This is a genomic window from Microbacterium laevaniformans (assembly GCF_016907555.1).
Classification (GTDB): Bacteria; Actinomycetota; Actinomycetes; order Actinomycetales; family Microbacteriaceae; genus Microbacterium; species Microbacterium laevaniformans.
In genome coordinates this window covers 2314614-2334603 of sequence record NZ_JAFBCE010000001.1, presented here as the reverse complement: position 1 = coordinate 2334603, position 19990 = coordinate 2314614, and the positions used below count along the sequence as shown (strand labels likewise).

Below are 19990 nucleotides of genomic sequence, written 5' to 3'. Positions count from 1 at the left end.
GATTTCAGAACGGCGGTGGTTCGAACACGAGCGTGCGCGCGGGGCGGTCGTCGTGCACGCGGCCGCCGGGGCTGGTCCATTCGAGCGTCCCGTCCGCCCGCTGTCGGACGCGCCAGGCCGAGTGGTGTTTGAGCGTGTGATGTCGTCGACAGAGATGCGCCAGGTTCGTCACCGTGGTCGGGCCGTCGTGTTCGCGGGCTATGGTGTGGTCGACGTCGCAGCGTGGGAGCGGCTGACGGCATCCGGGGAAGCGGCAGTGCTCGTCGCGCGCGCGGAGCAGCCGCAGCTGCTCTCGAGACGGGCGATAGCGGTCGACGGCGAGAACGGCTCCCGTGCTCGGGCTGATCAGCAGGCGGTCCCAGCCGGGCGTGCTCCCCGCGATCTCGCGGGCGAGCGCGGGGTCGATGGTGCCGTAGCCGGTCAGATCGGCCGGTTCCTCCCCGTCCGCGATGAGGGTGGTCATCGGAACGGTGATCTGCACACGCGCGCGGATCGCGTCGGCCGCGGGGATGCTGTCGTTGCTCGCCTCGGCCGTCGCGTGGCCGCACAGCAGAAGGTCGAGCGCGACGTCCACGCGGATCTCGTCGAGTCGGCGCGTATCGGTTGTCGGCGCAGAGGCCGCGTCGACGGCGGCGGGGATCGTCCCGTCCGGAATCGCTCCGATCTCTCCTGCGGGGTCGGCATCCGCCACCGGACGACGGCCGTTGCCGGCGATAGCCTTCGCGAGCTGCGTGAGGCGGTCGAAGACGCCGTGCACGAGGTGTGCCGGACCGGTCAGCCCGAGCTCGGCGATGCCGTCGTCGCGGTCGGCGACCCAGACGCGCCGCTCGCGGCACGCGACCCGGTGGCGGTCCTCGACGGGAGCCGGGTCCAGCCGGTCGGCCAGTCGTCGGGCGGCCGGGCGCAGCCTGCCCGCCGTCTCCCGCTCGGCGACGGCGAGAGCGGCCGCCTCGTAGGCGGCACGGGCATGGTCATCGGTCACGCGTACCCCGGCATCCGCGATCACCGCCGCGTGCGCACGGCTGATGCGTCCCTCGGCCAGCGCGGTGAGCGTGGCGGGGAAGCGCGTGACCAGGGTCGCGGCATCGTCCATGCGTGTCTGCACGGTGCGGTCGGACTGACGCGTGGCGGCACCGATCTCAGCGGCGACGGAACGCACGGTGATGTCGTCCGGGGCGTGGCGGTCGACCGTCGGTGTCGCGCGCTGCGCGAGCGCGAACTCCTGAGCGGCGTGCAGGAGTTCCGCCTCCTCCGCTTGCAACGCCGCGATGCGCCGGCGCCGGTCGACGAGGGCCTCGACGATCTCGCCGACGACCGCACGCTCAGCGCGTGCGGTGTGCGGATCGGTGGTGACCATGCCTCGATTCTCTCGCGGGCCTCGGACACTGAGGCGAAGATAAATCCTGGTCAGAGAACGATTGTGGAGAACTCTCGGCGGAGTGTGACGGGGGAGGAAGTAGCGCAAGAGTAAGGGCCGGTCGGAGAGGCTTCCGACCGGCCCTTGTCCCTTGCACCAAGAGTGTCCTGCAATCACATGCCGGTAGCTGCCACAGCAAAACAACTACCGTGCGAGCACTCTATAACGACCAGATAACGGCCACAAGGGGTTTCCGTTACCTTTTCGTGACTTCATGCGAAAGTCGAATCTTCACCTCTTCGAGCTGTCTGCCACGGCTCGGCGCGATGTGTCGGAGGGCACGGAGGCGTCGGGCTCGGCCTGAGCACCCGCGTCGAAGCCGTCGACGACACGACGGCCACCGCCCCACCATCCGATCGCCCTCCCGCACCGAACAACAGGGGTACCCCGACCCCGGCGGCAGGAGATCATCGTGACCACGCACACCGGCCGGCGCGCGTCGCTCGCCCTCGCCGCCCTCGCGGGTCTCGTCAGCGGCGCCGTCTTCCTCGGCGCGGCTGAACTGCTGGCGCTGCTCCTGGCGCGCACCGCCAGCCCGATCCTTGCGGTCGGCGGCTTCGTGATCGACATCGTGCCGCAGCCGTTCAAGGAGTTCGCGATCGCGACGTTCGGTGCGAACGACAAGATCGCCCTCCTCGCGGGGCTCGGCCTCGCCGTCGTCATCGCCTCGGCGATCGGGGGCATCCTCGAGTACCTGCGCAGCCCGTCCGGTGTCGTCATCGTCGCCATCGCGGGGGTGCTCTCCACGGCCGCGGTCGTCTCGCGTACCGGTGTCACCCCGCTGTCGTTCCTTCCGCCCGTGGTCGGCACCGTCGCGGCCTCCGTCGTCCTGATCCTCCTCGGACGTCGACTGCGCCTCTGGCGCGGCACCCTCGAAGGCGCGGACGCAGACGCAGACGCAGACGCAGACACCGCCTCGGACGAAGCGCCGGCGCTCGGCCGTCGCGGCTTCTTCCGCCTCGCCGGTGTCGCCGGGGTCTCCGCCGTGATCGTCGGCGTCACGGCACGCGTCGTGACGGCCGCGACCTCATCGGTCGACGCGATCCGCGATGCGCTGAAGCTGCCCGCACCCCGTCGAACGCTGACGGTGCCCGCCGGCGCCGAGCTCGACGTTCCCGGTCTCTCGCCGCTCTTCACGCCGAACGCCGACTTCTACCGTGTCGACACGGCGCTCACCGTCCCGGCCATCGACCCGTCGACCTGGCGCCTCGTCGTGGACGGCATGGTCGACCGTCGCATCGAGCTGAGCTTCGACGGCCTCGTGGGCATGGGGCTGGACGAGTACGGCATCACCTTGACGTGCGTGTCGAACGAGGTCGGCGGCGGACTGGTGGGAAACGCGCGGTGGCTCGGCGTGCCGGTCCGCGACATCCTGCGAATGGCAGGACCGCAAGCCGGTGCCGACATGGTGCTCTCACGCAGCGTCGACGGCTACACCGCGAGCACTCCGCTGTCGGCGCTCACGGATGACGGGCTCGACGCGATCCTGGCGGTCGCGATGAACGGCGAGCCGCTCCCGGCCGAGCACGGCTTCCCGGTGCGGATGATCGTCCCCGGGCTCTACGGATACGTCTCGGCGACGAAGTGGCTCACCGAGCTGAAGGTGACGACCTTCGCGGCCGACGAGGCGTACTGGACGCCGCGCGGCTACAGTGCCGAGGCGCCCATCAAGCTCTCCTCTCGTGTCGACGTGCCCAAGGTCGGCAGTCCCGTCGCCCCGGGGCGGGTCCCCGTCGCGGGCATGGCATGGGCGCAGCCGACCGGGGTCGCCCGCGTCGAGGTGAACATCGACGACACCGGCTGGATCCCGGCAACCATTTCCACGCCGGTGAACGACGAGAGCTGGGTGCAGTGGATGTACGAATGGGATGCCGCGCCCGGCACTCACTACGTCGCGGTGCGCGCCTGGAACAAGAAGGGCGAGCTACAGGAGCAGCAGCGCGCCCCCGTCGCCCCGAACGGGTCGACGGGGTGGCACCGGGTTCTCGTCACCGTGTCGTCGTGAGCGCTCGTCCGCCGCGACGGAGCCCCGCGCGTGAGAATGTCGGCATGACGCCTCGCTGGACCCCGCTCGCGACCACCTACCTCGTGCTGGCGATCGCCGGCCTGGTCGGGACGTTCGCCTTGAACGTCTGGTCGGTGGTCCTGATGCGCAACTACCTGCTCGATCTCGTGCAGTCGGGCCCCGCCGTCGGCTCGATGCGTGAGCGGGCGTTGGCGGTGCGCCGGATGCCGCCGACCGCTGGCGCCGCGGATGGCGCCGCGGCCTCGAGCTGAGGCGGCGGGGAGGGCTCAGGCGGTCCCGGAGGATGCCTCGTCCGCCCGTGCGGCCCCGCGCTCACGCGCGATCGAGCGCGCGAGCACCTGGCCGCCGCTGGTCAGCAGCGCGCGGCGCCACGGGAGCGTCCCCTCGATCTCGATCTGGATCGACATGGACAGCACCGTCCGGATCACGACAATGAGGCCGAGGATCAGAGCGTCCTCGATCGACGGCTTCGAGGTGATGGTGCGGATGAGGTCGGCGGCCACGAGCACCTCGAGCCCCAGCAGGATCGCCGCCCCCAGCGCGGTGCGCAGCACCAGGTAGGCCGCGTGCGCCCGCCGCTCGCGGCGGAGCGTGCGCCACGCCAGCACGACCGCGATGACGCACCCGGAGACCATGGCCAGGGCACCGATCACCTCGAACACGATCGCGATGACGGTGAAGAACGGCTCGATGGATGCGGACATGATCGCCACTCTAGGGGCGAGCCCCTCCGGACGCAGCGCGACGCCCCCGCCCGACGGGGGCGGAGGCGTCGCGCGGGGGGAGGCTTACTTGAAAGCGTCCTTGACGTCCTCGCCAGCCTTCTTCACGTGGGCCTTGGCCTGCTCGGCCTCGCCCTCGGCTTCGAGGCGCTCGTTGTGCGTCAGCTTGCCGACGCCCTCCTTGACCTTGCCGCCGAGGTCCTCGGCCGCGTTCTTGATCTTGTCGTCGAGACCCATGATGTGTTCCCTTCTCTGGCCTTCTCCGGACTCCTGACCTCGACGCTACGAGGGCCGCCGGCGCGAGGGCAGTGGGTTGACGGGCTGGGCTCGAGGGGGTAAGCGGGCTACGCGTGATGCGTGACGGGATGCCGCAGCATCCCCTCGGGCGGGCGCCCGGCCCCCGGTGATCGGACGCACCTCCTCGAAGCCGAGCCGTCGGTACAGGCGCCGGTTGACCGGGGTGGACGACTCGAGGTACGCGCTCTGGCGCATCGCGTCGAGGGCGTCCAGGTGAGTCGAGAGCAGGCGTCCGCCGACGCCGCGGCCGCGGGCGCGTGCCGTCACGCCCACCTCGGCCCGGTACCAGTGCGGGGAGTCGGGACGTTGGCGCTCCAGGTGCGAGAACAGCGAGAGCGCGCGGGGGATGCCGCGCCATCCCAGGGCGCGCACGAAGTGCGGCGCCTGCCCGACGAGACGTCCGAGAGCGCCGTGCCGTGCATCCGGGCCCTCCCACACGGCGACCCCGAGGATCGAACCGTCCCCGTCGCGGGCGAGGTCGACGGTTCCGGTCGTGAAGGCGCCGGCCGCCAGCATCCCATGGAAGAGGTGCGCGAGCCGTGTGCGCCGACGGCCCGGCGTCGGCGCGATCGCGGCGAGCACCGGGTCGGCCTCGAAGGCTTCGGCCAGCACGTCTGCGGCGGCGAGGAGGTCGCCGCGGCGGGCGGGGGTGATGGTGATCTCCGGCATGGCTGTGAACGAAGCGCCATCGCCCCGCGCCTACCTGGGCGTGGACGATCGCCGCCGGCAGCTGCTCGACGCGGCGTGGGAGGTGATCCGCGACGGCGGCGCGACGGCGCTCTCGCTGCGGACCGTCGCGCAGCGCGCCGGGGTGGCGCACCGCGTGGTCACCTACGCGTTCGGGACCAAGAGCACGCTCGTCGCCGCGCTGCTCGAACGCGAGTCGGCGCGTGCGGTGGAGGCCGCCTGGGCGGCGCCGCTCGCCGAGGAGACGCTGGAGAGCGCGGTCGCCGCAGCGCTGCGTGCCTACCTCGACGACGTGCGGGCCGATCCGCGCCGGCACGAGTGCCTCGCCGAGCTGACGATCCTCGCGCGATCGTCGGGCGAGCCGGCGGATGCCGCCGCGATCGAGAGCGCCGCGGCGCTCACCGAGATCGGTGCCCGCCTGGAGGCCTGGCAGTCCGCGCGCCCGGCGGCATCCGTGCGGGATATCGACGTCGTCGCCGCGGCGATCCTCGCCACCGCCGACGGACTCGCGCAGTGGTGGCTCGCGACGCGCGACGACGCGCACGCCGACGCCGTCATTGCCGTGCTCGCAAGAGCGTTCGCGACGCCGTGACGCCGTGACGGCGCTCAGGCGAGCGGGTCGTGCGGGAGCGTGTCGTCGGCGAAAACGGGCCACGCGGGAAGGGGATCCTCCAGCCGCGCCCAGCCGGCGGCGCCCTGCTCCAGCTCGGCGTCGGTGAGCAGCGCGGCGTCCAGGGTCGCGACGACGGCGCCCGTCATGAGATCGAGTCCCGTGAGGGCGAGGTCCTGCGCCGTGAGGCTCGCCTCCATGCTCGCGTCTTGCGGGTCGATCCACATCGCCGAGCCGACCTGGTTCCAGCGGGCCAGGATGCCGGGGCGCGTCGCCAGCCGGCAGAAGCCGGCCGAACGCAGCAACAGGCCGAAGCGACCCGTGTCGAGTTCGTCGAGGGCGGCGGCGAGGCGGGCCGGGTGGAACGGGCGCAGTCGTTCGTAGCGCACCGTCGATACCCGGGGATCGGTCATGTAGGGGTCGTGCTCGTCGTTCAGCGCCTGCACCCATCCGGGGCGCTCCAGCACCGAGCTCTCGTCGAACCCGCGAGGGTCGGAGCCGGCGAGGGCCTGGAGGTCCTCCGCCGGGCCGCGGGACAGGCGTACCCGTCCGCGCGGGGCGAGGTGGGAGGCGAGCGCCATGAGCACCGGCAGCTCGGCGGTCTCCACGTGCTCCCAACGCACGAGACTGATGAGGGTCGCCGACTCGAGCAGCGTGACCGCACGTCGCGCTCGCGCGCCCGCGTCGCCGTCGCCGTTGCGGCGGCGCCCATCGAGCGGACTCGGGTCGCGCAGATCGTCCAGCATGTGCCGGGCGTCGACGACGCAGACGATCGGTGCAGGCGGTGTGCGCGTGACGATGTCCAGGTGCAGCACGTCCACGTCGATGTCCGCATCGATCACGAAGCGCTCGACGTCGTGCCGATCCCGCTCGAGCGTCACCGCGACGGGATCGCTCGGCGCCGCACCCGCATCCGCATCCTCGCGTCCAGCCGAGACGCGGAGCAGTCCGCGCCGGGTGGCGACGGCGAGACCGGCGGCGTAACGGCGCCGTTCGGGGGTGCACAGGCCGGCGACGATCAGGGGGGAGGGCAGCACGACGGGCCTGCTTTCACATTGACGGACGGGTCGTCCCACTCTAGCCTCTTATTGATAAAGATTCTCAGTAAGGAGTGGTCATGAAGGTTCGTGCGTCCCTCAAATCCCTGAAGGAGCAGCCCGGCGCGCAGGTCGTGCGCCGTCGTGGTCGCGTCTACGTCATCAACAAGCTGAACCCGCGCTTCAAGGGTCGGCAGGGGTGACCGTTCCCGGTTGCGCAGCACCGGCATCCGTCGAGATCCGCTGCGCCGTCGAGAGCGACGTGGCGGCGGTCTGCGCCTTCGGTGCCGTAGTGCTCCCCGCGCACTACACACCTCTTATCGGGGCCGATGCCGCACAGGAGCTGGTCACCGACTGGTGGAGCGCCCCTGCGACGCTCCGCGCCGTCGACGCCCAGGCGCTCTGGGTGGCACTCGATGCCGACGGGGAGATCGTCGGCGTCGGCGAGCTCGGCCACATCGGCGACGATCCCGTCATCTACAAGCTGTACATCGGCGCCCACCGCCGCGGCGAGGGTGTCGGCGCGCTCCTGATCGACCGGATGATCGCGACGCTCGCACCGCGCACGCCGCGCGTGCTGATCGAGCACGTCGCCGCCAACGACCGCGCCGCGGCGTTCTTCGAGCGCCACGGGTTCGTCGTCGACCATGTCGACGTGATCGACCCGCACGCCCCCGAGCGCGACGTCGTCTGGCGGGCCCGCGAGCTCGCCGCCTGATCGGGCGGCGCTCAGGCGAAGCGGTCGAGGTGGATGCCGGCGTACGCGAGCGCCGCGACGCTCTCGCCGTCCGTGATCTCGCCCGCGGCGATCATGCGGAGGACATTGCCGAACGGCACCCACCGCACGGCGTCGATGCCCTCCTCGTGCTGAGAGGCGTCGGCATCCGCACCCCGGGAGATGCCCTGCGCGAGGAAGACGAACTCGGGTGCGCGCGCGATGCCGTTGAGGGCGTTCATCCGCCCGAGCGCCGTCCAGCGTGCCGCGGTGATGCCGGCCTCCTCGGCGAGCTCTCGCTGCGCCGCGACGAGAGGGTCCTCGCCGTCCGAGCCGCCCGCCGGAACCTCCCAGGAGCGGCCGGTGGTGTAACGCTCGAGCGAGACGAGACAGACGCGATCATCGTCATCGACGGCGACGACGAACACGGCGGGATGCTGCATCTCCACCACGCCGTAGATGCCCTCGCCGTGAGGGCCGACGACATCGTTCTCCTCGACGCGGATCCAGCGGTTCTCGTACACGGTGCGCGATGCGCGCGTCCGCCACGTCATGCGCCCACCCTAGAACGAGCGAACGGCCCGGACGCAGAGTCCGGGCCGTTCGAGCGGGCGGTGGCGATCAGTACCAGCCCACGGACTCCGAGTGGTCCCATGCGCCGCAGGGCGTGCCGTAGCGGCCCGCGATGTAGCCCATGCCCCACGCGATCTGGGTCGCGGGGTTGGTCTCCCAATCGGCGCCGGCGGAGGCCATCTTGCTGCCGGGGAGTGCCTGCGGGATGCCGTACGCACCGCTGCTGTTGGCGGCGTTCACACGCCAGCCCGACTCCTTGTTCCACAGCGACACGAGGCAGGCGAACTGGTCGTCGCCCCAGCCGTAGTTGGCGGCGGCCATCGAGCGGGCGATGCCCTGGGCGGATGCCGGGTCGACGTTGACGTCGACCGCGGGACGCGACGAGACCGACGCGGTCGTCGCCGCAGCGGCCTCCTCGGCCTTCGCCTTCGCGGCGGCTTCTGCGGCCGCGGCGGCCTCGGCGGCAGCCTTCGCCGCCGCCTCGGCGGCGGCCTTGGCGGCAGCCTCCTCTGCGGCCTTGCGCTGCACGGCGGCATCGAGGGCGGCCCGCAGCTTCGCCGTCTTGGCGGCGACGACCTCGGTCTCGGCCTTCGCGTCGGACGTGAGCGTGGGGATCATCATCGCGGGGGTCACGTCGAGTGCGCGCAGCTTCGTGATGAGGGCGCCGAGCTTGGCTGTGTCGACCGTGGTGTCGGTGGTGCCGACATCGAGACCGGAGGCCGAGATGTCGATCGCCACCTTCGCGGCGGCGGCGACGGCACTCTGCGCGGCGCTCATCGCGGTGACGCCGCCGGCGGTGATCGCGCTGAGCGGTGCGGAGGTGGTCTCGACGGTGACCGAGCCGGTGGAGGCGGCGGGAGCATCGCTCGCAGCGAAGGCCGGCAGGGCCCCCGCAGTGGTCGTGGCGGCGCCGATTACGAGGCCGAGGCCGAGGAGGGCGGATGTCACGGGGCGGTAGGGCAGACGGGGCATAAAGAGAGTACTTCCGGTGAATCAGCACCGCCCCGGCGCCGGAGCGCGAGCGGTGTGCGTCCTCGGGTGGACACGAAGGTCACAGCTTCACAACGTTTTCTGGACATCCCCGGCGCACAACCTGAGTGAAACCTGTACGCCAACCGCCCGTCGGCCCGCGTTTCCTCCGGTCCGTTTGCCACGGTCCGAGCCCTGTCCGCTGTCCTGGCGGCGATATAGAGTCGCCTGCGACAGATCGTCATCGACAGGACGTCGCATAACGAAAAAGAGGCGAAAAAATGGCATCCAATTCGGCATCCGAGATCGTCGACGCCGTCGGCGGACCCGGAAACATCGCGAGTCTCACCCACTGCGCCACACGATTGCGCTTCCAGCTCAACGACGGAGACAAGGTCGACAAGACCGCCGTCGAAGCCATTCCGGGAGTGCTCGGCGCGGTCCCGCAGGCCGGCGACCGCTTCCAGGTCGTGATCGGCGGCGGCGTGCAGACCGTCTACAACGAGATCATGGCGCTGCCCGTCATGGCCGGCGGTGCATCCGCTGGCGGCGGCGCGGACGAGAGCATCGCCGACATCAAGGCGCGCGAGCGCGCGAAGGGCCCCCGTGGCACCCACGCCTGGCTCGACTCGCTGTTCGAGTTCCTCTCGGACTCGTTCCGCCCCATCCTCGGCGCCCTCCTCGGCGCGTCGCTGTTCATCACGTTCATGGCGCTCATGGCGACCCTCCACGTCATTCCGGCCTGGAACGCGCCCGGCGTCACCCTCGAACCGTCGTGGGCGTTCGTCAACCTCATGTGGCAGTGCGTGTTCGTCTTCCTGCCGCTGATGGTCGCCTACAACGCGTCGCAGAAGATCGGTGCCGACCCGTGGGTGGGCTTCTCGATCATGGCGGTGCTGATGCTCCCGAGCTTCTCCGGTCTCGCGACGGGCGTCGAGAAGACGCCGCTGTTCGGGTTCCAGCAGGCGCAGGTCGCGATCGTGCAGGTGTGGGGTCTGCCGATGCCCATCGCGGACTACTCCTCGCAGGTGTTCCCTCCGCTGCTGATGGCCGCGGTGCTCGGCCTCGTCTACAAGGGCCTCAAGAAAGTCATCCCCGAGAACATCCAGCTGATCTTCGTGCCCTTCCTCGCGATGCTCATCATGATCCCGTTGACGGCCTTCCTCATCGGCCCGATCGGCGTGTACGTCGGGGCCGGGCTCGCGAGCGCGCTCGCGGCGATCAACTCCTTCTCGCCGTTCATCTTCGCGATCGTCATTCCGCTCGCCTACCCGTTCATGGTGCCGCTGGGTCTGCACTGGCCGATCAACGCGATCATGCTCCTGAACATCCAGACCCTCGGGTACGACTTCATCCAGGGCCCCATGGGCGCGTGGAACTTCGCGTGCTTCGGCGCGACCGCCGGTGTGCTGGTGCTGGCCTGGCGGGAGAAGGACAAGCAGATGCGGCAGACGGCGACGGGCGCGCTCGCCGCGGGCCTGCTCGGCGGCATCTCCGAGCCCTCGCTCTACGGCATCCACCTGCGGTACAAGCGCATCTATCCGCGGATGCTCGTCGGCTGCCTCACGGGCGGTCTCATCATCGGCATCGGTTCGCTGGTGCTGGGTCTTCCCCACGGCATCACGACGCAGGCGTTCGTCTTCACCTCGCTGCTGACGGTCCCCGCCTTCAACCCGATCGGGCTCTACCTGGTCGCCGTTGCCGGCGCGTTCGTGGTCGCGATGGTGCTCGTCATCATCTCGGGCTACAAGAACCCGGAGCCGGCCGGTGCGGCCGTCGCGGCGGCCACGGCAGGCGCGGCATCCGTCGCCCCCGGTGTGGCGCGCGACACCATCCCGGCTGTCGCCGGCGGCGCCGAGCTCGCCGGTGTCGCCGGTGAGGGAGCGCAGACGGCCACCGCGGTCGCCGAGCGTACCGCCGCGGTGGGCGAGCTGATCCAGGTCGCGGCACCGCTGGACGGCACCGTGGTGCCGCTCGACAACGTGCCCGACCCGGTCTTCGCGGGCGGAGTGATGGGGCCGGGTGTGGCGATCGAGCCGACCGGAACCACCGTCTACGCACCGGGCGCCGGTGTCGTGGTCGCCGCGCAGCCGACCGGACACGCGTTCGGCCTGCAGCTGGACAACGGCGCCGAGGTGCTCATCCACGTGGGAATCGACACGGTCAACCTGAAGGGGGAGGGCTTCGACGTCAAGGTCAAGAACGGCGACCGCGTCGAGACCGGCACGCCGCTCGTCACCTTCGACCGCGCCGTGATCGAGAAGGCGGGCTACCCCCTGATCACGCCGGTGATCGTCCTCAACGGCGACACGTTCGACACCGTCGACCCCGTCGCCCTCGGCCCCGTCACGCACGGATCGCCGCTGCTGGACGTGCAGAAGAAGGCCTGACCGCTGCGCTCTGCGTTTCGACTCGCTGCGCTCGCTCAACGACCGGGGAAGGCCTCCCCGGTCGTTGAGTGAGGAGCGCAGCGACGAGTCGAAATGCGGTGACCCCGCCGTCAGCGCAACGCGGCGACCGCGTCCCAGATCGCGTCGGCGACCTCCCGCTTCGTGCCCGCCGCATCCGACACGACGGTGCCGGCGGCATCCAGCAGCAGCACACGATTGTCGGTCGCCTCGAAGCCGTGGGTCTCATCGACCCGGTTCACCGCCAGCAGGTCCAGGCCCTTGCGCTCTCGTTTGCGGCGTCCCCGTGCCAGAAGCTCCGCATCGTCGGCCGCCGTCTCGGCGGCGAAGCCGACCACGATCTGACCGGGCCGGCGTGCGGCGACGAGTCCTGCGAGCACATCGGGGGTGGTCACCAGCTCCAGCCGCGGCACGCCGTCCTCTTTGCGCAGCTTTTCGCGCGAGACCTCCGCGACCCGGTAGTCGGCGACCGCGGCCACCATCGCGATGATGTCGGCGGCGGGCGCGGCATCCGTCATCGCCGTCTCCAGCTCGGCGGCCGTGCCGACGCGCACCATCGTGATGTGCGTGTGGCGGGATGCCGACGCGAGCACCCCTTCGTCCACGTGGGCCGCCACGAGCGTGACGTCGGCGCCGCGGTCGGCGGCGGCGAGGGCGAGCTCAGTACCCTGACGGCCACTGGAGCGGTTGCCGAGGAAGCGCACCGGGTCGATGGGCTCACGGGTGCCGCCGGTCGACACGGCGACCCGCAGGCCCGCGAGATCGGCGGGCGGCGGCGCGGCGATCGCCAGCGCCGCAGCGACGATCTCCTCCGGCTCCACCATCCGCCCGGGCCCGCTGTCGCCGCCCGTCAGCGGGCCGTCGGCCGGCCCCACCACGTGCACGCCGCGCGCCCGCAGCGTCGCGACGTTGGCCTGCGTGGCGGCGTGTTCCCACATCGCCGTGTGCATCGCGGGCGCGACGACGACGGGCGCGGTGGTGGCGAGCAGCGTCACACCGAGCAGGTCGTCCGCGATGCCCGCCGCCATCTTCGCGAGGATGTTGGCCGTCGCGGGGGCGATGACGATGAGGTCCGCGGAGGTGCCGAGGGCGACGTGGCGCACGCGCGCGACGTCGTCGTGGACACTGGTCGTGACAGGATTCCTGCTGACGGCCTCCCACGTGGTCGTCCCGACGAAGCGCAGCGAGTCCTCGGTGGGAACAACGTGCACCTCGTGCCCGTTGGTGACGAGGGCGCGCACGAGGTGCACCGTCTTGTACGCGGCGATGCCGCCCGTCACGCCCACGACAACGAACATGGTCCGATCCTCCCACGCCGCAGGCGTCGCCACGAGGAGCGGACGGAGAGGTCACGAGCACCGTGTGTACCGTCATCGTCCACGTCCCGCACGGCGATGGCGCGCCCGTACGGTTGCTCGCCGTCCGTGACGAGGACCCCGCGCGCTCGTGGGATCCGCTGGGCCCGTGGTGGCCCGAGCTTCCGAGCGTGAAGGGTGTGCGCGACCGTCGTGCCGGTGGCGCGTGGTTGGCGGTGGATGCCGAGGACGGCCGCGTCGCGGTGATCCTCAACCGCGCCGACGTGCTGGCCGCCGACCCGACGGGACGGGCCGAGCCCCCGATCTCCCGCGGCCGGATCGTCCTCGATGCCGTCGCCGGCCGCACCCCGGACAGTCCACCGCATGCGCAGGGGTTCAACCTCGTCGAAGCGACGGCCGCCGGCGCCCGTGTCACCATGTGGGACGGCGGCGCTCTGCGGCACGTGGAGCTTGCTCCCGGCATCCACATGGTCGCGCATGACGACGTCGACGATGAGGCGACGGCGCGCATCGCGGCGTGGCGCGAGGCCTTCAGCGCGCCGGCTGCCATCGACGGGCACTGGTGGGAGCCCTGGCTCGACACTCTCGAGCTGACGAGCGGACTGGGACCCACCGACGATCGCGCCATCGTGCGCGACAACCGTCCCTTCGGGTACCCGACCCTGTCGCTGCTGGTCGTCGCCGCCTCGCTCGGACCCGACGGCGTCGACGTGCGCTACGCGGAGTTCGACGAGCCGGGGCAGTGGAACCGACCCCGGCTCGCCTGAGCGTCTCGCGCCACCGTCGTCTCAGGCCCCGCGGCGAATGGCCGTGACCAGGGGCCGCGATGTGAGCAGCGACAGGCACACCAGCACGATCCCGGCGAGGAACGTCCCCACGATCACCACCATCGAGATCGGAGCGATCAGCACCGTCAGCCCCACCACGGGCAACGCCAGAGCGACGCCGACGAGTGCGCCCCCACCGCCGCCCATCGCAGCGGCACGATGACGGTGAGCGCGCGGGCGCGGCGCAGTTCGCGCCCCGGCATCCCCAGACGATCCAGGCCCACGATGAGCTCGCGGTCCTCGAGCGTGGACGCGGCCTGTGTCACCCCCACCGAGCAGGCGAGCAGCGCGAAGCCGACGCCGAGCGTCACGAGCACGCCCGTGCGCATGTCGGCGAACAGCACGGCCTGAGACCCCGTCTGCCCGTCGTCGCCGGCGAGCGCCACGAGGCTCGCTCCCGAGCCGCCCACCACCGCGATGACGGCGATCATCGCGATCCCCGAGACGCGGCGCCAGGCCGAGGCCGCGTGCGCCGACAGCTCGCGCCCGGCGATGAGCTGCGCCGCAGACGACGTGGTGCGCGCGAGGCGGCGCCCGCGGGCCGCGACAAGCGGTGCTCCGACGACGTTCACGATCACGAGTGCGACGCCGAACAGGCCCACCAACGCGATCAGGCCTACCGCGGCGCCCCAGACCTGCGCGATCGCGGTGATGTTCGACACCGCCGTCGCCACGGCGACGATCGCCAGGACGCCGAAGACCAGCGCCGCCGTGCGCCGCCGTGGCGGGGCGGTGCGACGAGCCACGCCCAGCGGCGTCAGCTGCACCCGTCGCAGGCTCAGTGCCGCGCTCGCCGTGGCGACCACGACGACACCCACGACCGCCCCGGCCGCCGTGCCCGCGCCGGTCCAGAGCGCCGCGGCTCCGACGGGCCCCACCGAAGAACGGCAGCAGTCCCACCATGGGCAGCAGCGCCGCGTACAGACCGACGCCCAGGATGCCGCCGACCAGCGCGGTCGCGCCCGCTTCGACGACCGTCATCGCGCTGACCTCTCCCGTCCCGGCGCCGAGGAGGCGCAGAGTGGCCAGACGGTCGTTGCGTCGGCGCGCCGACAGACGTGCCGCGGCCGCCCCCAGCGTCGCGATCGGCACCGTGAGCAGCACGAGCGCCAGTGCGCTGAGCGCGCGGTAGATGATCTGCATCTCCCCGGCGGCGCGCGGGTCGGTGAAGAACATGCCGACGCCGCCGCCGACGACCAGCAGCAGCGCGGTCGTGACGCCGAAAGCGACGATCGGCCGCACCAGCGCGGCGCGGCCTTGCCGCGACGGGCGCGCGAGCATCACGGTGAGGCGGACGGTGCCGGCGACGCTCATGCGGCGCCGCCCGTCGCGACCGTCGCCGAGCCCTGGATGCGCCCGTCGGTCATGTGCAGCGTCCGCGAGCAGCGCGCCGCGACGCCCGGGTCGTGGGTGACGACGACGAGGTCTTCGCGGCGGCCCCCGCGGCGTCATCGGCCCCGGGATGTATCGGCATCCGCCTCCCGGGCGATCTCTGTCGCGCGTCGGGGGTCGCTGCTAGCGTCGCGGCATGGGAGTGGACGGGGGCGAGTCGGTGTTCTTCGCGGATGCCGCGGCCTTCCGGGCATGGCTCGAAGCCCACCACGACACCGCGACCGAACTGTGGATGGTGCGCCGGCGCAAGGGTCATCCCGAGCAGGGGCTGCGCTGGGAGGACGCGGTCCCCGAGGCGCTGTGCTTCGGCTGGATCGACTCGACGAGTCGACGGCTCGACGACGACGCGCGCATCCAGCGGTGGACGCCGCGCACGCCCACCTCCACGTGGAGCGCGGTGAACATCGCCCACGTCGCGCGGCTCACCGTGGAGGGGCGCATGCACCCGGCGGGCCTGGCGGCATTCGAGCGGCGCCGGCCGGAACGCACCGCGATCTGCTCGTATGAGACCAGCGACGAGCTCGACGCGGACGAGCTGGCCGCGATCACGGCCGTTGCCGCGGCTCGCGCGTTCTGGGATGCCGCGACCCCGGGCTACCGTCGCATCTGCGCCCACTGGGTGCACGGCGCGCGCCGTGCCGAGACGCGGAGCGCCCGCCTCGCGCAGCTCGTCGAGGAGTGCGCGGCCGGGCGACTCATCCCTTCGCAGCGCTACGGCATCCCGCCCGCGTGGCTCGCGCGCGCCGCTGCGGCCGCCGCGGTGCACGGAGAGTCGTAACGGCGACGCGCGGCCGCGTCGTCGACCGTCAGCGCCGGCGCAGCAGCAGCACGCCGTCCTCGAGCGTCCCCGGCTCCTCATCGCGGCCCGTTGCGGCGCGGGTGCGGGTCTCCACGAGCACCGCCTCCCACGCCTGCGGATCGAGGTCGAGCAGTCGCAGCTCCTCCTCCGGGGGCAGCAGCCGTGGGCGTTGCCCGTCGTCGCCGTGATGAGACCACGGCGGCGCCACGGCGTGCGACACGATCAGCAGATAGCCGCCGACGGCGACGCGCTCGGCCGCGCCGCGCAGCAGGGGGACGCGCGGGAAATCCGGTTCCCACGAGTGCAAGAAGCTCGCGCTGACCAGATCGAACGTCCCGGGCGGCACGGCCTGCGTGCCGCTTCCCACGAAGAAGGTGACCCGTTCGGAGAGTCCGCGCTCGCGCGCTGCGGTCGCACCGCGGCGGATCGCGGTCTCTGAGACGTCGACCGCCGTCACGTTCCAGCCGTGTTCGGCGAGCCAGACGGCATCCGCCCCCTCGCCGCAGCCGACCTCCAGGGCTCTGCCGACCGGGAGCGTCGCGGCGAGGTCGGCGAAGGTCGCATTGACGTGACCCGACCAGATGCTGTCGCGGGTCGCGTAGCGCTGCTCCCACGCCGAGGCTCGTTCGCGGGCGCGCTGCGCCAGTGCCAGGTCGCCGTCCTCCACGACCAGTGCGGCATTGACCCCGGCGCCCGCCATCGATCCGGCCGCCATCGCGACGGGAACATTGCCGTAGGGCGCGACGACATTGCCGGCCGCCCACACGCGCGGATGCGAGGTCGTGCCCAGGAGGTCGACCGCCAGCGGCGCCCCGGGATCGTCGGTGCGCGCCAGGCGAAGGGCGTCGGCGAACGCCAGGTCGATCGCTGGCGTCGGCGCGACGAACAGGGCATCGATCGCGTGCATCTCGCCGTCGGCATCCCGCGCCGCGTGCAGCGCACCGTTCGCCCCGTCGAGGGCCACGATCGGGGTCGGCACGATGCGGATGCCGCGAGCCCGCCAGCGCACCCGCAGCTCGTCGTCGAGGGGCTCGATCGCGCCCGTGAAGGCGGTGAGCTCCTCGCTCCACTGCCGAACCAGCTCGATCTGGTGCACGCTCTGCGGCGAGGTCGCCAGCACGCCGAGACGGCTGCCCGCCACCTCGAAGCCGTGGCAGTACGGGCAGTGCAGCACATGGCGTCCCCAGTATTCGGCGAGCCCCGCGACGGGCGGCAGCTGGTCGCGCACTCCGCTGGCGATGATGACGGCGCGAGCGGTGTCGGTCGTGCCGTCGGTGCGCGTGAGGCGCAACACGGCGCCGTCATCGCGGATGCCGTCGACCTCGCCCTCTTCGACGCGCACGCCGTAGCGGCCCAGCTCGTCGCGTCCGCGCGCGAGCAGCGCCTGGGGATCGATGCCGTCGTGGCCCAGGACGCCGTGCATGTGCGCGGCGAAGCGATTGCGCGGGCTGGCGCCGTCGATCACCAGCGTGCGCCGACGCGCACGTCCCAGCATCTGTGCGGCGCTCAGGCCGGCCGCGCCGCCGCCGATGACGACCGCGTCCCACTCTCTGCTCTGCATAGGTCCACTGTGGAAGGTGCGGGTGATGATTGCAAACAGAATTGCGTTATTGGCAAACTGAGGAGATGTCCCACGCTCTCGATCAGGTCGGCGCTCGCCTTCGTGCGGCCCGGCACGCACGCGGCTGGACGCTCGAGGAGCTCGCGACGCCGGCGGGCGTCTCGGTGAGTACGCTGTCGCGTCTGGAGTCGGGCAAGCGACAAGCCTCGCTCGAGCTGTTGCTGCCGTTGACGCGTCGACTCGGCATCCGCGTCGACGATCTCCTTCCTACCGAGACACGTGACCCGCGCGTGCACCGCCCGATCGAGCGTCGCGACGGGATGGTCATCGCGCCGCTGACGCTCGAGGACTCGCCGATGCAGGCGCTGAAGATCGTCTATCCGCCGATGGATGCCGCGCCCGCCGCCCGCATCCACGAGGGATACGAGTGGCTCTACGTGCTGAGCGGCCGCGTGCGGTTGGCGCTCGACGGCAGCGAGCACGCGCTCGGCGCCGGCGAGGCCGCCGAGTTCGACACGCGGTTGCCGCACTCGATCAGCGCGACCGCCGATGGCCCCGCCGAGGTGCTGAGCATCTTCAGTGCCTCGGGCGAACGCTTCCACACGCGCCTCGCCTGACGGCGAGAAACCACGACCGCCGCGAGAAACCACGACCGCCGCGAGAAACCACGACCGCCGCGAGAAACCACGCCGGCGCGTGTTTCTCGACGCGGCGATGGTTTCTCGCGGAGGTGGGACGCGTCAGGCGCGGTGGGCGCGGTAGTAGTCCAGGAGCGCGCGGGTCGAGGCATCCTGCGCGTCATACGCGGCCGCATCGCCCTCGACGGCGGGGGCGATCTGCAGAGCGAGCTGCTTGCCGAGCTCGACACCCCACTGGTCGAACGAGTTGATGCCCCAGACCACACCCTGCGTGAAGGTGATGTGCTCGTACAGAGCGACCAGCTCGCCGAGCACGCGCGGGGTCAGCGCCGGCGCGAAGATCGACGTCGTCGGGCGGTTGCCGGGGAACGTGCGTGCCGCCACGAGCGCGCCGGTGGTGCCCTCGGCTTCGACCTCCTCCGCCGTCTTGCCGAAGGCGAGAGCCTTGGTCTGCGCGAGGAAGTTCGCCAGGAACAGGCCGTGCACGTCGCGGCCGCCGTCGTTCAGGTCGTACGCGGGGTTCACGAAGGCGATGAAGTCCGCCGGGATCAGGCGGGTGCCCTGATGGATCAGCTGGTAGAAGGCGTGCTGACCGTTGGTGCCCGGCTCGCCCCAGAAGATCTCGCCCGTGTCGCTCGTGACGGGCGAGCCGTCCCAGCGCACGCGCTTGCCGTTGGACTCCATGGTCAGCTGCTGCAGGTACGCGGCGAAGCGGCTGAGCTGCTGGGCGTAGGGGAGCACGGCGTGCGACTGCGCGCCGAGGAAATTCGTGTACCAGACGTTGAGCAGGCCCATGAGGACCGGCACGTTGCGCGCGAACGGGGTCGTGCGCACGTGCTCGTCGATCGCGTGGAAGCCCGCGAGAAGCTCGCGGAACGCGTCCGGTCCGAGCTCGACCATCAGCGACAGGCCGATGGCGGAGTCGACCGAGTAGCGGCCGCCCACCCAGTCCCAGAATCCGAAGGCGTTCGCCGGGTCGATGCCGAAGTCGGCCACCTTGTCGAGGGCCGTCGAGACCGCGACGAAGTGGTGCGCGACGGCATCCTGCTTCTGCGCGTCGGAGCCGTCGATCGCCCCGGCGGCGGCCAGGCCCGTCCACAGCCAGTCGCGCGCGAGACGCGCGTTGGTGAGCGTCTCCAGCGTCGTGAACGTCTTCGAGGCGACGATGAACAGCGTCGTCTCGGGGTCGAGGTCCTTCGTCTTGTGCGCCAGGTCGAACGGGTCGATGTTCGAGACGAAACGCGCGCTGATCCCCGCGGTCGCATACGGCTCCAGCGCGGTCGAGATCATCGCGGGACCGAGGTCGGAGCCGCCGATACCGATGTTGACGACGTGCGTGACCGTCTTGCCGGTGACACCCTTCCACCCGCCCGAGCGCACGCGATCGGCGAAAGCGCTCATCGCGTTCAGCACGGCCTGCACATCGGCATCCACGTGCTGACCGTCCACGACCAGCTCGGGCGTCGCTCCGGCCGGGCGTCGCAGCGCCGTGTGCAGCACGGCGCGGTCTTCCGTCGTGTTGATGTGCTCGCCGCGGAACATGGCCGCGAGGCGATCGGCCAGGTGCACGTCGTCGGCGAGGGCCAGGAGCGAGGTCAGGATGCCGTCGTCCACCAGGTTCTTGGAGAGGTCGACGTGCAGGTCGGCGGCGTCGAAGGTCAGTTGCTCGACCCGCGTCGGGTCGTCGGCGAACCAGGCGCGGAGGTCGGGGGCGAAATCCGCGGCGCGTGCGGACAGATCGGCCCAGGCGGGAGTGCGGGTGGCGTCGATGGGAGTGCTCACGCCTTTACGCTAGCGTCCGCGAGCCGGGTGTGCAGACGCGAGTCCTGTGAGAAAGGCATGGCCGGACGAGATCGATGCGCGAGCCCCGGAAACGACGGTGGGCCGGCCGTCCGAGAGGACGACCGGCCCTGCAATCCGTTGCACCACATTCGCAGGGGGAGAGTCCTGCGTCGCCTCCTCCGGCTCATGGAGTCGGTGTCCGGATTCGGCGATG

21 protein-coding genes and 1 pseudogene are annotated in these 19990 nt (G+C 71.4%); 9 read left to right on the top strand and 13 right to left on the bottom strand.

Going from position 1 to position 19990, the window contains the following annotated elements; genetic code table 11:
- Positions 1-4: 4 nt before the first annotated feature.
- Complete coding sequence (locus JOE53_RS11145) at positions 5-1357, bottom strand: HNH endonuclease signature motif containing protein (protein WP_204947763.1); 1353 nt, start codon at positions 1355-1357, stop codon at positions 5-7.
- A 472-nt stretch (positions 1358-1829) separates the two neighbouring features.
- On the opposite strand from JOE53_RS11145, the gene JOE53_RS11140 reads away from it, so the two are divergent.
- Positions 1830-3422, top strand: coding sequence for a molybdopterin-dependent oxidoreductase (locus JOE53_RS11140; protein ID WP_204947762.1), 1593 nt, complete (start codon positions 1830-1832; stop codon positions 3420-3422).
- 44 nt (positions 3423-3466) lie between these two features.
- Complete coding sequence (locus JOE53_RS11135) at positions 3467-3694, top strand: hypothetical protein (RefSeq protein ID WP_204947761.1); 228 nt, start codon at positions 3467-3469, stop codon at positions 3692-3694.
- Positions 3695-3709: 15 nt separating this feature from the next.
- Here JOE53_RS11135 and JOE53_RS11130 read toward each other — a convergent pair whose 3' ends face one another.
- From JOE53_RS11130 to JOE53_RS11120, 3 genes are all read right to left on the bottom strand, one after another.
- The gene (locus JOE53_RS11130) at positions 3710-4147 is read right to left on the bottom strand and encodes a DUF1622 domain-containing protein (RefSeq protein WP_061683745.1); all 438 of its coding nucleotides are present in this window, start codon (positions 4145-4147) and stop codon (positions 3710-3712) included.
- An 84-nt stretch (positions 4148-4231) separates the two neighbouring features.
- The gene (locus JOE53_RS11125) at positions 4232-4402 is read right to left on the bottom strand and encodes a CsbD family protein (protein WP_036290850.1); all 171 of its coding nucleotides are present in this window, start codon (positions 4400-4402) and stop codon (positions 4232-4234) included.
- A gap of 45 nt (positions 4403-4447) precedes the next feature.
- Positions 4448-5131, bottom strand: a complete 684-nt coding sequence (locus JOE53_RS11120) for a GNAT family N-acetyltransferase (RefSeq protein WP_231860949.1) — start codon at positions 5129-5131, stop codon at positions 4448-4450.
- Between JOE53_RS11120 and JOE53_RS11115 the strand changes: the two genes are divergently transcribed.
- Entirely contained in the window at positions 5130-5741 is a 612-nt protein-coding gene (locus JOE53_RS11115; protein ID WP_231860948.1) for a TetR/AcrR family transcriptional regulator, read from the top strand. The two genes, JOE53_RS11120 and JOE53_RS11115, sit on opposite strands and share 2 nt — an antisense overlap.
- A 14-nt stretch (positions 5742-5755) precedes the next feature.
- On the opposite strand, the gene JOE53_RS11110 is transcribed toward JOE53_RS11115, so the two are convergent.
- Positions 5756-6796 carry a GTP-binding protein gene (locus JOE53_RS11110; RefSeq protein WP_204947760.1) on the bottom strand — a complete coding sequence of 347 codons (1041 nt, stop codon included), beginning with the start codon at positions 6794-6796 and terminating at the stop codon, positions 5756-5758.
- Between the two features lie 80 nt (positions 6797-6876).
- Between JOE53_RS11110 and ykgO the strand changes: the two genes are divergently transcribed.
- Both ykgO and JOE53_RS11100 read left to right on the top strand, forming a co-directional pair.
- Entirely contained in the window at positions 6877-6999 is a 123-nt protein-coding gene (gene ykgO, locus JOE53_RS11105) for a type B 50S ribosomal protein L36 (RefSeq protein WP_036290846.1), read from the top strand.
- Entirely contained in the window at positions 6996-7514 is a 519-nt protein-coding gene (locus JOE53_RS11100; RefSeq protein ID WP_271171083.1) for a GNAT family N-acetyltransferase, read from the top strand. Before ykgO ends, JOE53_RS11100 begins: the two co-directional genes overlap by 4 nt.
- 11 nt (positions 7515-7525) lie before the next feature.
- Here JOE53_RS11100 and JOE53_RS11095 read toward each other — a convergent pair whose 3' ends face one another.
- Complete coding sequence (locus JOE53_RS11095; protein ID WP_204947759.1) at positions 7526-8065, bottom strand: NUDIX domain-containing protein; 540 nt, start codon at positions 8063-8065, stop codon at positions 7526-7528.
- A gap of 67 nt (positions 8066-8132) precedes the next feature.
- Positions 8133-9056, bottom strand: a complete 924-nt coding sequence (locus tag JOE53_RS11090; RefSeq protein WP_204947758.1) for an aggregation-promoting factor C-terminal-like domain-containing protein — start codon at positions 9054-9056, stop codon at positions 8133-8135.
- 278 nt (positions 9057-9334) lie between these two features.
- On the opposite strand from JOE53_RS11090, the gene JOE53_RS11085 reads away from it, so the two are divergent.
- The gene (locus JOE53_RS11085; protein WP_204947757.1) at positions 9335-11443 is read left to right on the top strand and encodes a glucose PTS transporter subunit IIA; all 2109 of its coding nucleotides are present in this window, start codon (positions 9335-9337) and stop codon (positions 11441-11443) included.
- A gap of 110 nt (positions 11444-11553) precedes the next feature.
- Here JOE53_RS11085 and coaBC read toward each other — a convergent pair whose 3' ends face one another.
- Positions 11554-12759, bottom strand: coding sequence for a bifunctional phosphopantothenoylcysteine decarboxylase/phosphopantothenate--cysteine ligase CoaBC (coaBC, locus tag JOE53_RS11080; protein WP_204947756.1), 1206 nt, complete (start codon positions 12757-12759; stop codon positions 11554-11556).
- Between the two features lie 62 nt (positions 12760-12821).
- Between coaBC and JOE53_RS11075 the strand changes: the two genes are divergently transcribed.
- A complete protein-coding gene (locus JOE53_RS11075; RefSeq protein WP_036290838.1) occupies positions 12822-13544 on the top strand; it encodes an NRDE family protein in 723 nt (240 codons plus the stop codon).
- A 21-nt stretch (positions 13545-13565) separates the two neighbouring features.
- On the opposite strand, the gene JOE53_RS15015 is transcribed toward JOE53_RS11075, so the two are convergent.
- From JOE53_RS15015 to JOE53_RS15205, 3 genes and pseudogenes are all read right to left on the bottom strand, one after another.
- On the bottom strand, positions 13566-13688 hold the full coding sequence (locus tag JOE53_RS15015; RefSeq protein ID WP_267911497.1) for a hypothetical protein: 123 nt from the start codon (positions 13686-13688) through the stop codon (positions 13566-13568).
- 2 nt (positions 13689-13690) lie between these two features.
- The gene (locus JOE53_RS11070) at positions 13691-14482 is read right to left on the bottom strand and encodes a hypothetical protein (RefSeq protein WP_051498888.1); all 792 of its coding nucleotides are present in this window, start codon (positions 14480-14482) and stop codon (positions 13691-13693) included.
- 31 nt (positions 14483-14513) lie between these two features.
- Positions 14514-14747: pseudogene (locus JOE53_RS15205) on the bottom strand (FtsX-like permease family protein); the annotation flags it as partial.
- 385 nt (positions 14748-15132) lie between these two features.
- On the opposite strand from JOE53_RS15205, the gene JOE53_RS11065 reads away from it, so the two are divergent.
- Positions 15133-15774, top strand: coding sequence for a YdeI/OmpD-associated family protein (locus tag JOE53_RS11065; RefSeq protein WP_036290836.1), 642 nt, complete (start codon positions 15133-15135; stop codon positions 15772-15774).
- A 28-nt stretch (positions 15775-15802) separates the two neighbouring features.
- On the opposite strand, the gene JOE53_RS11060 is transcribed toward JOE53_RS11065, so the two are convergent.
- Positions 15803-17356, bottom strand: a complete 1554-nt coding sequence (locus tag JOE53_RS11060; protein WP_204947755.1) for a bifunctional NAD(P)/FAD-dependent oxidoreductase/class I SAM-dependent methyltransferase — start codon at positions 17354-17356, stop codon at positions 15803-15805.
- Between the two features lie 65 nt (positions 17357-17421).
- Here JOE53_RS11060 and JOE53_RS11055 point away from each other — a divergent pair, with 65 nt between their 5' ends.
- Positions 17422-17973 (top strand): helix-turn-helix domain-containing protein, encoded by a 552-nt coding sequence (locus JOE53_RS11055; RefSeq protein ID WP_204947754.1) that lies wholly within the window; start codon positions 17422-17424, stop codon positions 17971-17973.
- Between the two features lie 123 nt (positions 17974-18096).
- Here JOE53_RS11055 and pgi read toward each other — a convergent pair whose 3' ends face one another.
- On the bottom strand, positions 18097-19776 hold the full coding sequence (gene pgi / locus JOE53_RS11050; RefSeq protein WP_204947753.1) for a glucose-6-phosphate isomerase: 1680 nt from the start codon (positions 19774-19776) through the stop codon (positions 18097-18099).
- Between the last annotated feature and the right edge of the window lie 214 nt (positions 19777-19990).

Bases quoted from the DNA above. Each gene is read 5' to 3' on its own strand.
- JOE53_RS11085 (WP_204947757.1), top strand. From the start codon at position 9,335: ATGGCATCCAATTCGGCATCCGAGATCGTCGACGCCGTCGGCGGACCC.
- JOE53_RS11065 (WP_036290836.1), top strand. From the start codon at position 15,133: ATGGGAGTGGACGGGGGCGAGTCGGTGTTCTTCGCGGATGCCGCGGCC.
- coaBC (WP_204947756.1), bottom strand. From the start codon at position 12,759: ATGTTCGTTGTCGTGGGCGTGACGGGCGGCATCGCCGCGTACAAGACG.
- ykgO (WP_036290846.1), top strand. From the start codon at position 6,877: ATGAAGGTTCGTGCGTCCCTCAAATCCCTGAAGGAGCAGCCCGGCGCG.
- JOE53_RS11125 (WP_036290850.1), bottom strand. From the start codon at position 4,402: ATGGGTCTCGACGACAAGATCAAGAACGCGGCCGAGGACCTCGGCGGC.
- JOE53_RS11130 (WP_061683745.1), bottom strand. From the start codon at position 4,147: ATGTCCGCATCCATCGAGCCGTTCTTCACCGTCATCGCGATCGTGTTC.
- JOE53_RS11135 (WP_204947761.1), top strand. From the start codon at position 3,467: ATGACGCCTCGCTGGACCCCGCTCGCGACCACCTACCTCGTGCTGGCG.
- JOE53_RS11060 (WP_204947755.1), bottom strand. From the start codon at position 17,356: ATGCAGAGCAGAGAGTGGGACGCGGTCGTCATCGGCGGCGGCGCGGCC.
- JOE53_RS11115 (WP_231860948.1), top strand. From the start codon at position 5,130: ATGGCTGTGAACGAAGCGCCATCGCCCCGCGCCTACCTGGGCGTGGAC.
- JOE53_RS11055 (WP_204947754.1), top strand. From the start codon at position 17,422: ATGTCCCACGCTCTCGATCAGGTCGGCGCTCGCCTTCGTGCGGCCCGG.
- JOE53_RS11120 (WP_231860949.1), bottom strand. From the start codon at position 5,131: ATGCCGGAGATCACCATCACCCCCGCCCGCCGCGGCGACCTCCTCGCC.
- JOE53_RS11095 (WP_204947759.1), bottom strand. From the start codon at position 8,065: ATGACGTGGCGGACGCGCGCATCGCGCACCGTGTACGAGAACCGCTGG.
- JOE53_RS11090 (WP_204947758.1), bottom strand. From the start codon at position 9,056: ATGCCCCGTCTGCCCTACCGCCCCGTGACATCCGCCCTCCTCGGCCTC.
- JOE53_RS11145 (WP_204947763.1), bottom strand. From the start codon at position 1,357: ATGGTCACCACCGATCCGCACACCGCACGCGCTGAGCGTGCGGTCGTC.